Genomic DNA, 10,599 nt, shown 5'->3' with positions numbered 1-10,599 from the left:
AGCAGGCCGGCGTCGATCATCACCTTTTGTTGCAGGGTATCGGCGCCCAGGTGTTTGAGCAGGTTGTCCCAACCCGGTGGCGCGAACCCCAGGCCGAAGTCGCGAGCGATTTCCCCCGACAGGCCACGGCCCTTGAGGTAGTCCACCGCTGCCTTGCGGGTCGGGTGGCTGCGCAACGCCTGGCGGTAGAACTCTGCGGCGGCGTCGAGCAGCGGGTAGAGCGGCGAGTCGGTGGGCTGGCGGGGTTTTTGCCCGCGGCGGCCCTCTTCGCGGGGTACCTCCATGCCAGCGGCGCGGGCCAGTTCCTCGACAGCCTGGGGAAAGTCCAGGTTGTCGTGGTCCATGACGAAGCCGAGGGCGTTGCCGCCGGCACCACAGCCGAAGCAGTAATAGAACTGCTTGTCAGGGCTGACCGTGAAGGAAGGGGTTTTTTCCTTGTGAAACGGGCAGCAGGCGGAGTAGTTCTTGCCGGCTTTTTTCAGCTGGACGCGTGAACTCACCACATCGACGATGTCGAGGCGGTTGATCAGGTCGTCAATGAAGCTTTGGGGAATCAGCCCGGCCATGGCAGTCTCGTTATCTGGCAACTGGCAAGTCTAATCGCTAGCGCGCCGGTTGGGGCGAGTGCTGCTACGGGAAGTGCGAGGAGGTGTGTGCTCGTCGGCAGCCACCAGCTAAACCGGGGGCTCGTCAGTGAGGACGTGCACGACTGGTCGAAACCAGCTCTGACGCGTTGACGCTGTTTGCCCACCGCAAGTTGCGACAAGCGCCTTGGGCTAGCTGCTCAAGGTTGAAACAAACCGCTGCCATCGGCCCGGCGGTGAGCCGGGCAGGGCAGAAGCTTTGCGTAGAACGCCTGTATTAGTACAGACGAACGGCGCGGCGCTGTTCGCGCTGAACTTTCTTGGCGTGACGCTTAACAGCAGCAGCTGCTTTGCGCTTACGCTCTGCGGTCGGCTTCTCGTAAAACTCGCGGCTACGAACTTCAGCCAGTACACCGGCTTTTTCGCAGGAGCGCTTGAAACGACGCAGAGCTACGTCGAAGGGTTCGTTCTCTTTAACTTTGACGGCTGGCATCCAGGGCTACCTTAATTCATTACCGGGGTAGACGTGCTCCTGGCAAAACAAAGGTGTGCTGGAGAACGTCGGTTTTCAAGGGTTGCGGATGTTAACCCTTAGCACGCCGGAATGCAAAGCCTCTGATCGAAAACCGCTGGTCGGCACCCGGCACGGGGACTATCATGCGCGGCTTCGAATTCAGCCCCCACAAGGGACGAGCCCATGCTAGTACTGGGATTGGAAACATCCTGCGACGAAACCGGCGTCGCATTATACGACAGCGAACGCGGTTTGTTGGCCGATGCGCTGTTCAGCCAGATCGACCTGCACCGTGTCTTTGGCGGGGTGGTGCCCGAGCTTGCCTCGCGTGACCACGTCAAGCGCATGCTGCCGCTCATTCGCCAGGTGCTGGACGAGGCCGGCTGCGTGGCCACCGAGATCGATGCCATCGCCTACACCGCCGGGCCTGGCCTGGTCGGCGCATTGCTGGTCGGCGCCTCCTGCGCCCAGGCCCTGGCGTTCGCCTGGGATATTCCGGCGATTGGCGTGCACCACATGGAAGGCCATCTGCTTGCGCCGATGCTGGAGGAAAACCCGCCAGCATTCCCGTTCGTCGCTTTGTTGGTCTCTGGCGGTCACACCCAGCTGGTGCGCGTCGATGGCATCGGCCGCTACGAGCTGTTGGGCGAAAGCCTGGACGATGCCGCCGGCGAGGCGTTCGACAAGACCGCCAAGCTGATCGGCCTCAACTACCCCGGTGGGCCTGAAATTGCCCGCCTCGCCGAACAGGGTGTACCTGGACGCTTCGTTTTCCCGCGGCCGATGACCGACCGCCCGGGCCTGGAATTCAGCTTCAGTGGCCTGAAGACCTTTGCCCTGAACACCTGGCAGCAGTGCCGCAATGCGGGTGACGACAACGAACAAACCCGTTGCGACGTCTCCCTGGCCTTCCAGACGGCGGTGGTGGAGACGCTCACCATCAAGTGCAAGCGCGCGCTGAAGCAAACGGGCCTCAAGCGCCTGGTGATTGCCGGCGGGGTAAGCGCCAACAAGGCGTTGCGTGCGTCCCTGGAGGACATGCTGGCCGGTATCAAAGGCAATGTGTATTACGCCCGCCCCAAGTTCTGCACCGACAATGGCGCAATGATCGCCTATGCCGGCTGCCAGCGGCTGCTGGCCGGGCAGCAACAGGACCTGGCGATCAGCGTGCAGGCGCGCTGGCCAATGGAACAGTTGCCGCCGGTATGAAGGCCGCGCGGGCGTCAGAAGTGGCGCTCGCGCCCGGCGAACAGGTCGCGCAGATTGTTGCGGTGCCGCCAGACGATCATCACGGTGAGCACGCTGATCGGCAGCAGCGCCTCAGGTTCGCGCCAGGCCAGCAGTGGCAGGGTCAGCGGAGTGGCCACCAGCGCTGCCAGCGAACTGGTGCGGGTGAGGTAGAACGTCAGCAGCCAGGCACCGATGGCCAGCAGCGCAGCAGGGAAGTACAGGGCCATGAGCATGCCGGCGGCGGTGGCCACGCCCTTGCCACCCTGGAAGCGGAAATACACAGGAAACAGGTGGCCAAGCACCGCGCAGACGCCGACCCAGGCCTGCTCCTGCAGGTCCAGCCCGGCCAGGCGCGCGAGCAACACCGGCAACAAGCCCTTGCACAGGTCGCCAAGCAGGGTCAGGATCGCCATTTTACGGCCCGCCAGGCGTAGCATGTTGGTGGCGCCAGCATTGCCCGAACCACTGGAACGCGGGTCCGGGCTGCCCGAGAGGCGGCTGAGGACGATGGCGAAGGACAGCGAGCCGAGCAGGTAGGCGAGCAACGCCAGTAACCAAAACATGCTAACTATTCCGGGCGAGGACGCCCTGATTCTAACGGCGCCCGTCGCCCTTGTCGTGCTGTGGAGAGAAGTGCTTGGACAGAGTGTTCATCGAAGGCCTGGAAGTCGATACCGTTATCGGTGCCTACGACTGGGAACGGGATATTCGTCAGTGCCTGCGCCTGGACCTGAGTTTCGCCTGGGACAATCGCCCGGCGGCGGCCGGCGATGACCTGACCCTGGCGCTGGACTACGCCAGCGTTTCGGCACGCGTCCAGGCCTTTGCCGAGCAGGCGCGCTTCGAACTGGTGGAGACCTTTGCCGAGCGTCTGGTCGCCGCCCTGATGGAAGAGTTCCACATTCCCTGGGTGCGCCTGAAACTCACCAAGCCGGGCGCCGTTCCCGCAGCCCGTGGCGGTGTTGGCGTGGAGATCGAGCGCGGATGTCTTTGAGCACGGTTTACCTGGGCCTTGGCAGCAACATCGATCGCCATGCGCATCTGTGCGCCGGGCTCGATGCACTGGCGGGCATCCTTACCGACATGCGCTGTTCGCCAGTGTTCGAGAGCCAGGCGGTGGGGATCAAGAGCGGGCCGTTCATCAATTTTGTGGTGACGGGCAAGACCCCGTTGCCCTTGATGGAGCTCGACCGCCGGCTCAAGTTCATCGAAGCTGACAATGGTCGCTATGCGCCTGACCGCAAGGGCTTGCCGCTGGATATCGATGTGCTGATGTATGACGATCTGCACGGTACGTTCGATGGGCTGGTGTTGCCCAGGGCCGAAATTTTGAAAAACGCGTTCGTGCTATGGCCATTGTCGTTGCTGGCCCCTGAGCTGGTGCACCCAGGGGTGGGCAAGCCCATGGCGCAATTGTGGCAAGAAGCGCGTATCGAGCAGGTCTTGGCGCCAGTGGCGTTTGAGTGGCGGGGGCTGCAACTGACCCCGTCTTGAGCGACGTCTTGCCAGGCCTTTCGCGGCTTGCCCGTGAAAGGCCTGTGTGAGCACCCTAGAAGTCGGGTTTATGCAGAGGCCTTGTAAGCTTCCAGAGCTTTCAGCCGCTCTGCTTTGAGCGCTTCGCCCAGCGCCTGCCCCTTCAGCCCTGCCTGCACCAACGGCTTGACGTCCACTGCCCTGGCCGCTGCTGCCGCAGCGCGCAGGTATTGCGCCTGTGGATAATCGGGTCGTCGCTCTCCCAACGCTTGCATCTCACACGCGGTAATAAAATCCTCGAACCGCTGGGGTCGCCTGTACACGTCGAACCGCTGCAGTAGCGCCAGCAACGCTTCAGGCTCAAGCTCGAACGCGCTGTGCCCCTGCGCAGCGAATTCACCCACCAGCATCGCCAATTCCTGGCACTCCCGTGGTGCCTTGAAACGCTGGTTGAGTGCCTTGAGCGAGGCAAGATCCAGCCCGTGCAGCAGGCACGCCCAGCGTACAGGCAGGGCAAGGTGATGCTTGGCGGCCTGCGTGAGTGCCGTCAGCGATGCCGCTGGGGTCTCGAGTTCAGGCATCAGCGCCTTCAAGGCGCCGCAATCGCGCAGCACCTCGATGAACACCTGTGGCTCGTCCTCCATCAACGCCCGTTCAATCTCTTTCCAGCTGCGTTCGGCGGTCAATGCCAGCAGTTCGCCCGAAGCGCTGATCTGACGCATCAGCTCCAGCGTTGCATCGGCGACCTGGAAGCCCAGCGGGGCATAGCGCGCGGCAAAGCGGGCGACACGCAGAACACGCAAGGGATCTTCGGCGAATGCCGGGGAAACATGGCGAAGAACGCGTTGTTCGAGGTCCGTTCGACCACCATAGGGGTCCAGAATATTGCCCTGATCGTCCTCAGCCATGGCATTGATGGTGAGGTCGCGACGGGTCAGGTCTTCTTCGAGTGTCACGTCCGGGCTGGCATGGAAGGTAAAACCGCCGTAGCCGCGACCGCTTTTGCGTTCGGTACGCGCCAGGGCGTATTCCTCACCCGTCTTGGGATGCAGAAAAACCGGGAAATCGGCACCTACCGGGCGAAACCCCTTGGCAAGCATTTCCTCGACGGTGGCGCCCACCACGAGCCAATCGGTATCACTGACCGGGCGCCCGAGCAGACGGTCGCGGACTGCGCCGCCGACTTTGTAGATGTGCATGTACAGCCTCCATTACTGCCGACAGGATACCCTGTCGGCGGCAAGGGTAGTGCACATGCGCTTAGAGGTGATGGATCACGGCCAGGTCCATGCGTCCATAGTCGCCGCTCTCGCCGTGCTCGCCGCGCGGTGGCATATGGTGGGTCTTGACCACCTGATCGCCTTGAACCGTCTCCAGGTGGATGTCGAAGCCCCATAGCCGGTGCAAGTGCTTGAGCACTTCTTCGGTGGAATCACCCAGCGGTTTGCGGTTGTGCTGCTGGTGGCGCAAGGTCAGGGAACGATCGCCACGGCGGTCGATGCTCCAGATCTGCACGTTGGGCTCGCGGTTGCCGAGGTTGTACTGGGCAGCCAATTGCTCGCGGATGGCTCGGTAGCCGGCTTCGTCATGGATGGCCGGCACCAACAGGTCGTCCCGCTGGTCGTCGTCGAGAATGCTGAACAGCTTCAGGTCGCGGATCACTTTGGGCGACAGGTACTGCAAGATGAAGCTTTCGTCCTTGAAGCTGCTCATGGCGAACTTGACGGTCGATAGCCAGTCACTGCCGGCAATGTCGGGGAACCAACGTCGATCTTCTTCGGTGGGGTGTTCGCACATGCGGCGAATGTCGGTGTACATGGCAAAACCCAGGGCATACGGGTTGATGCCGTTGTAGTACGGGCTGTCGAAGCCCGGTTGGAACACCACGCTGGTGTGCGACTGGAGAAACTCCATGATGAAGCCATCGGTGACCAAGCCTTCGTCATACAGGTCGTTCATCAGGGTGTAGTGCCAGAAGGTCGCCCACCCTTCGTTCATCACTTGCGTCTGGCGCTGTGGATAGAAGTACTGCGCAATCTTGCGCACGATACGCACCACCTCACGCTGCCAGGGCTCGAGCAGTGGGGCGTGTTTTTCGATGAAATACAGGATGTTTTCCTGGGGTTCGGCAGGGAAGCGCGCATCATCGCGCTCGCCGCCTTTATCCGCGCCTTTAGGTATGGTGCGCCACAGGTCGTTGATCTGGCGTTGCAGGTGCTCCTCGCGCTCCTTCTGCCGGCGCCGTTCTTCCTCGGCAGAGATCGGGTAGGGGCGCTTGTAGCGATCGACGCCGTAGTTCATCAAGGCATGGCAGGAGTCGATCAAGTCTTCGACGGCATCGATGCCATGGCGCTCTTCGCACTGGGCGATGTACTGCTTGGCGAATACCAGGTAATCGATGATCGAGCTGGCATCGGTCCAGGTGCGGAACAGGTAGTTGCCCTTGAAGAAGCTGTTGTGGCCGTAGCAGGCGTGGGCAATCACCAGTGCCTGCATGCACATGGTGTTTTCTTCCATCAGGTAGGCGATGCACGGATCGGAGTTGATCACGATCTCGTAGGCCAGGCCCATCTGGCCGCGGCTGTAGGACTTCTCGGTACTGAGGAACTGCTTGCCGTAGGACCAGTGGTGGTAGCCCAGCGGCATGCCGACGGAGGCGTATGCGTCCATCATCTGCTCGGCGGTGATCACCTCGATCTGGTTGGGGTAAGTGTCCAGGGCGTACCGTTCGGCCAGGCGGCTTATTTCCCGGTCGTAGGTCTGGATCAGCTCGAACGTCCACTCAGACCCGGTGGAAATGGGTTGGCGTCTCTGTGCTCTGGCGGTCATGTGGCTAACCTGCGCTGGAAGAGTTCACGGAAGACCGGGTAGATGTCGCCGGCCGATACCAACTGCTGCTGGGCGAATGTGTCGGGGAAGGCCTCGCCAATACGCTCATACTCATACCACAACGCCTGGTGTTCACGCGGGGTGATCTCGACGTAAGTGTAGTACTGCACGTGGGGCATGATCTGCTTGGAGAGGATCTCACGGCAGATTGGCGAGTCGTCGTTCCAGTTGTCGCCGTCGGAGGCCTGGGCGGCGTAGATGTTCCAGTCACTGGCCGGGTAACGTTCGGCCATGATCTCCTGCATCATCTTCAACGCGCTGGAAACGATCGTGCCGCCGGTTTCCCGTGAGTAGAAGAACTCTTCCTCATCGACTTCGCGAGCACTGGTGTGGTGGCGGATGAACACCACTTCGATGCGGTCATAGTTCCGTTTGAGGAACAGGTACAGCAGGATGAAAAAGCGTTTGGCGATGTCCTTGGTAGCCTGGGTCATCGAGCCAGACACGTCCATCAGGCAGAACATCACCGCCTTGGAGCTGGGGTTGGGCTGCTTGACCAGCAGGTTGTACTTGAGGTCGAAGGTGTCGAGGAACGGCAGGCGATTGATACGCGCCTTCAGGCGTTCGATTTCCTGCTCCACTTCCTGGATGTCGGTGAAGTTGTCTGGTTCTTCGACTTTCAGCCGGGCCAGTTCCTTCTGTGCTTCGCGCAGCAGCGCACGGCTGCTGCCGGTCAGGGCGATGCGCCGGGCGTGGGCCGAGCGCAGGGTGCGGACGATGTTGATACGTGAGGGGTTGCCTTCGTTGGCGATGCCGGCGCGCACCGTCTTGAAGGTATCGGCACCGGTCAGGTGGCGTTTGACCAGGTTGGGCAGTTCGAGGTCTTCGAACATGAATTCGAGGAATTCTTCCTGGGTGATCTGGAAGACAAAGTCATCCATGCCCTCGCCGGAGTTGCCGGCCTTGCCACGGCCACCGCCACCCCCGCCGCCTTGAGGCCTGGGGATATGTTCGCCGGCGGTGAACTCTTTGTTGCCTGGGTGCACGATGGTCTGCTTGCCGCCTCGGCCATGGTGCAGCACCGGTTCATCGATGTCCCGTCCCGGAATGCTGATCTGCTCGCCATGCTCCATGTCCATGATGGAGCGGCGGCTCACGGCCTCTTCGACGGCTTTCTTGATGTGTTCACGGTACCGCCGCAAAAAGCGCTGGCGGTTGACCGTGCTCTTGTTCTTGCCGTTCAGGCGTCGGTCGATAACGTAGCTCATGGACCCTCCGGTGACTGGATGCAGCTGCAAACAACGCGCTGCAAGCCACAAGCTTCAAGCTGCAAGAAAACGCAGCCACCGCTGCTGCAAGCCGTGGTGAGGGCGCGGGCGCCAACCCCGTTCGGCTTGCAGCGTGCGGCTTGTAGCTCGCCGCTTTATTGCGATTTCCTGACCCGCAGGTACCATTCCGACAGCAGGCGCACCTGTTTGTCGGTATAGCCACGCTCCACCATCCGCGTGACGAAGTCGTTGTGTTTCTGTTGATCCTCCTTGCTGGCCTTGGCATTGAAGCTGATGACCGGCAGCAGGTCTTCGGTGTTGGAGAACATTTTCTTCTCGATCACCACCCGCAGCTTCTCGTAGCTGAGCCAGCTCGGGTTCTTGCCATTGTTGTTGGCACGGGCTCGCAATACGAAGTTGACGATCTCGTTGCGGAAATCCTTCGGATTGCTGATGCCAGCTGGTTTCTCGATCTTCTCCAGCTCTTCGTTGAGGGCGATGCGGTTGAGGATCTCGCCGGTTTCCGGGTCGCGGTATTCCTGGTCCTGGATCCAGAAATCGGCGTACAGCACATAGCGGTCGAAAATGTTCTGGCCGTACTCGCTGTACGATTCGAGGTAAGCGGTCTGGATTTCCTTGCCGATGAACTCGATATAGCGCGGCGCCAGGTATTCCTTGAGGTAACGCAGGTACCGTTCGCGCACTTCGGCTGGGAACTGTTCCTGTTCGATCTGCTGTTCCAGCACATAGAGCAGGTGCACCGGGTTGGCCGCGACCTCATGCGGGTCGAAGTTGAATACCTTGGAAAGAATCTTGAAGGCGAAGCGGGTCGACAGGCCGTTCATGCCCTCGTCCACCCCCGCCGCGTCGCGGTATTCCTGGATCGACTTGGCCTTGGGGTCGGTGTCCTTGAGGTTTTCCCCGTCGTAGACACGCATCTTGGAGTAGATGTTGGAGTTTTCCGGCTCCTTGAGGCGCGAAAGCACGGTGAACTGGGCAAGCATCTTGAGCGTGTCCGGCGCGCAATGGGCCTTGGCCAGCGAACTGTTGACCAGCAGTTTGTCGTAGATCTTGATCTCGTCGCTGACGCGCAGGCAGTACGGTACTTTGACGATGTAGATCCGGTCGATGAATGCCTCGTTGTTCTTGTTGTTGCGGAAGGTGTGCCACTCCGATTCGTTGGAGTGGGCCAGCAGGATGCCGGAGTAGGGGATGGCGCCCAGCCCTTCGGTACTGTTGTAGTTACCTTCCTGTGTGGCGGTGAGTAATGGGTGCAGCACCTTGATTGGCGCCTTGAACATTTCGACGAATTCCATCAGGCCTTGGTTGGCCCGGCACAGTGCGCCGGAGTAGCTGTAGGCGTCTGCGTCGTTCTGCGGGAATTCCTCGAGTTTGCGGATATCCACTTTACCCACCAGGGCCGAGATGTCCTGGTTGTTCTCATCGCCTGGTTCGGTCTTGGCGATGGCGATCTGGTTAAGGATCGATGGGTACAGCTTGACCACCCTGAATTTGCTGATATCGCCGCCATATTCCTGCAGGCGCTTGGTGGCCCATGGCGACATGATGGTGTTCAGGTAGCGTCGGGAGATCCCGTACTCTTCCTCGAGAATAGCGCCATCTTCGGTGGCGTTGAACAGGCCCAGTGGCGATTCGAAGACAGGCGAGTCCTTGATCGCGTAGAAGGGCACCTTCTCCATCAGTTGCTTGAGTTTCTCGGCCAGCGACGATTTACCGCCACCTACCGGGCCCAGCAGGTAGAGGATCTGTTTCTTCTCTTCCAGGCCTTGGGCGGCATGGCGGAAGTAGGACACGATCTGGTCGATGCACTCTTCCATGCCATGGAAGTCGGCAAAGGCCGGATACCGACGGATCACCTTGTTGGAGAAGATCCGCGACAGTCTGGAGTTGCTTGAGGTGTCGATCAGTTCCGGCTCACCGATGGCCAGCAACAGCCTTTCAGCCGCCGATGCGTAGGCACTGCGATCCTCTTTGCACAGCTCGAGGTACTCCTGCAGCGAGAGTTCTTCCTGGCGCGTAGACTCGAAGCGTTGTTGGAAGTGGCTAAAAATACTCATGACGTCACCTCGCTCGATACGTGGAGACGACGCCGGATCAGTCAGCTGATGCTGGCATGCAACCGGGTTCGCCGATTGCTGTATACCCCCCAGAACACCCTGTAACGCTACCGATGACCCGCACGCCGGTGTACCGGCTCTCCCCTTTTTTTGGATGGCCTGCGCTTAAGAATAGTTGGTTATCCGCAAGGTCAAGGGCAAGCGGCGGAGAAGTTGCTGGCGACCGTTCGTCAGGTGAGGCGCAAGCCCGCGTGGGGCGCGGGCTGCAGTAAAAATGAAAAAATTATTCAGCGGCGCCTTGGGCTGTCTCGGCCGGGTAGGTGGCACGCCACAGCTCAAAGCCGCCGTCGACGCTGTACACCTCGGAAAAGCCCTGGCCTACCAGGTAGGCGGCCGCGCTCTGGCTGGAGTTGCCGTGGTAGCAGACCACCAACGTGGGGGCATCGAGGTCGGCGTTGCGGATGAAATCGGCAACGCTATGGTTGTCCAGGTGCTTGGCGCCGGTGATGTGGCCGGCGGCAAAGGCTTGCGGGTCGCGAATGTCGACGACGACCGCACCTTGCGCGCGCAGAGCCAACGCCTGCTCGGGAGGGATGCGCTTGAATTCGCTCATGGGGACGGCT

11 protein-coding genes are annotated in these 10,599 nt (G+C 60.9%); 3 read left to right on the top strand and 8 right to left on the bottom strand.

The window, feature by feature from the left end:
* Both APH34_RS22355 and rpsU read right to left on the bottom strand, forming a co-directional pair.
* Positions 1-566 (bottom strand): DNA primase (locus tag APH34_RS22355; protein ID WP_256215859.1); only part of this gene is annotated, 566 nt, incomplete at its 3' end.
* Positions 567-861: 295 nt separating this feature from the next.
* Complete coding sequence (gene rpsU / locus APH34_RS22350; RefSeq protein ID WP_003255575.1) at positions 862-1,077, bottom strand: 30S ribosomal protein S21; 216 nt, start codon at positions 1,075-1,077, stop codon at positions 862-864.
* A 204-nt stretch (positions 1,078-1,281) separates the two neighbouring features.
* Between rpsU and tsaD the strand changes: the two genes are divergently transcribed.
* Positions 1,282-2,307, top strand: a complete 1,026-nt coding sequence (gene tsaD, locus APH34_RS22345; protein WP_054902963.1) for a tRNA (adenosine(37)-N6)-threonylcarbamoyltransferase complex transferase subunit TsaD — start codon at positions 1,282-1,284, stop codon at positions 2,305-2,307.
* Between the two features lie 14 nt (positions 2,308-2,321).
* Here the strand turns inward: tsaD and plsY are convergent, their stop codons facing one another.
* Positions 2,322-2,891 (bottom strand): glycerol-3-phosphate 1-O-acyltransferase PlsY, encoded by a 570-nt coding sequence (gene plsY, locus APH34_RS22340; protein WP_054902962.1) that lies wholly within the window; start codon positions 2,889-2,891, stop codon positions 2,322-2,324.
* A 74-nt stretch (positions 2,892-2,965) separates the two neighbouring features.
* On the opposite strand from plsY, the gene folB reads away from it, so the two are divergent.
* Positions 2,966-3,322, top strand: a complete 357-nt coding sequence (gene folB / locus APH34_RS22335) for a dihydroneopterin aldolase (protein WP_054902961.1) — start codon at positions 2,966-2,968, stop codon at positions 3,320-3,322.
* Positions 3,313-3,822, top strand: a complete 510-nt coding sequence (folK, locus tag APH34_RS22330) for a 2-amino-4-hydroxy-6-hydroxymethyldihydropteridine diphosphokinase (RefSeq protein WP_054902960.1) — start codon at positions 3,313-3,315, stop codon at positions 3,820-3,822. The genes folB and folK overlap by 10 nt, the downstream gene beginning before the upstream one ends.
* A gap of 68 nt (positions 3,823-3,890) precedes the next feature.
* Here folK and APH34_RS22325 read toward each other — a convergent pair whose 3' ends face one another.
* The 5 genes from APH34_RS22325 to glpE all read right to left on the bottom strand — a co-directional run bounded on the left by APH34_RS22325 (position 3,891) and on the right by glpE (position 10,589).
* Positions 3,891-5,000, bottom strand: a complete 1,110-nt coding sequence (locus APH34_RS22325; protein ID WP_054902959.1) for a hypothetical protein — start codon at positions 4,998-5,000, stop codon at positions 3,891-3,893.
* Positions 5,001-5,061: 61 nt separating this feature from the next.
* Positions 5,062-6,630, bottom strand: coding sequence for a SpoVR family protein (locus APH34_RS22320; protein ID WP_054902958.1), 1,569 nt, complete (start codon positions 6,628-6,630; stop codon positions 5,062-5,064).
* Positions 6,627-7,898, bottom strand: a complete 1,272-nt coding sequence (locus APH34_RS22315) for a YeaH/YhbH family protein (protein WP_054902957.1) — start codon at positions 7,896-7,898, stop codon at positions 6,627-6,629. Before APH34_RS22315 ends, APH34_RS22320 begins: the two co-directional genes overlap by 4 nt.
* Before the next feature lie 155 nt (positions 7,899-8,053).
* Positions 8,054-9,976 carry a PrkA family serine protein kinase gene (locus tag APH34_RS22310; protein WP_008091191.1) on the bottom strand — a complete coding sequence of 641 codons (1,923 nt, stop codon included), beginning with the start codon at positions 9,974-9,976 and terminating at the stop codon, positions 8,054-8,056.
* Positions 9,977-10,259: 283 nt separating this feature from the next.
* Positions 10,260-10,589, bottom strand: a complete 330-nt coding sequence (glpE, locus tag APH34_RS22305) for a thiosulfate sulfurtransferase GlpE (RefSeq protein WP_054902956.1) — start codon at positions 10,587-10,589, stop codon at positions 10,260-10,262.
* Positions 10,590-10,599: the final 10 nt, after the last annotated feature.

Origin of the sequence: Pseudomonas sp. NBRC 111131 (assembly GCF_001320525.1) — a bacterium.
Classification (GTDB): domain Bacteria; phylum Pseudomonadota; class Gammaproteobacteria; order Pseudomonadales; family Pseudomonadaceae; genus Aquipseudomonas; species Aquipseudomonas ceruminis.
The sequence above is the reverse complement of the archived record's forward strand: the minus strand, read 5'-3'. Positions and strand labels throughout refer to the sequence as shown.

Coding starts and splice junctions, on each gene's coding strand:
- rpsU (WP_003255575.1), bottom strand. CDS start 1,077: ATGCCAGCCGTCAAAGTTAAAGAGAACGAACCCTTCGACGTAGCTCTG.
- tsaD (WP_054902963.1), top strand. CDS start 1,282: ATGCTAGTACTGGGATTGGAAACATCCTGCGACGAAACCGGCGTCGCA.
- plsY (WP_054902962.1), bottom strand. CDS start 2,891: ATGTTTTGGTTACTGGCGTTGCTCGCCTACCTGCTCGGCTCGCTGTCC.
- folK (WP_054902960.1), top strand. CDS start 3,313: ATGTCTTTGAGCACGGTTTACCTGGGCCTTGGCAGCAACATCGATCGC.
- APH34_RS22325 (WP_054902959.1), bottom strand. CDS start 5,000: ATGCACATCTACAAAGTCGGCGGCGCAGTCCGCGACCGTCTGCTCGGG.
- APH34_RS22320 (WP_054902958.1), bottom strand. CDS start 6,630: ATGACCGCCAGAGCACAGAGACGCCAACCCATTTCCACCGGGTCTGAG.
- APH34_RS22315 (WP_054902957.1), bottom strand. CDS start 7,898: ATGAGCTACGTTATCGACCGACGCCTGAACGGCAAGAACAAGAGCACG.
- APH34_RS22310 (WP_008091191.1), bottom strand. CDS start 9,976: ATGAGTATTTTTAGCCACTTCCAACAACGCTTCGAGTCTACGCGCCAG.
- glpE (WP_054902956.1), bottom strand. CDS start 10,589: ATGAGCGAATTCAAGCGCATCCCTCCCGAGCAGGCGTTGGCTCTGCGC.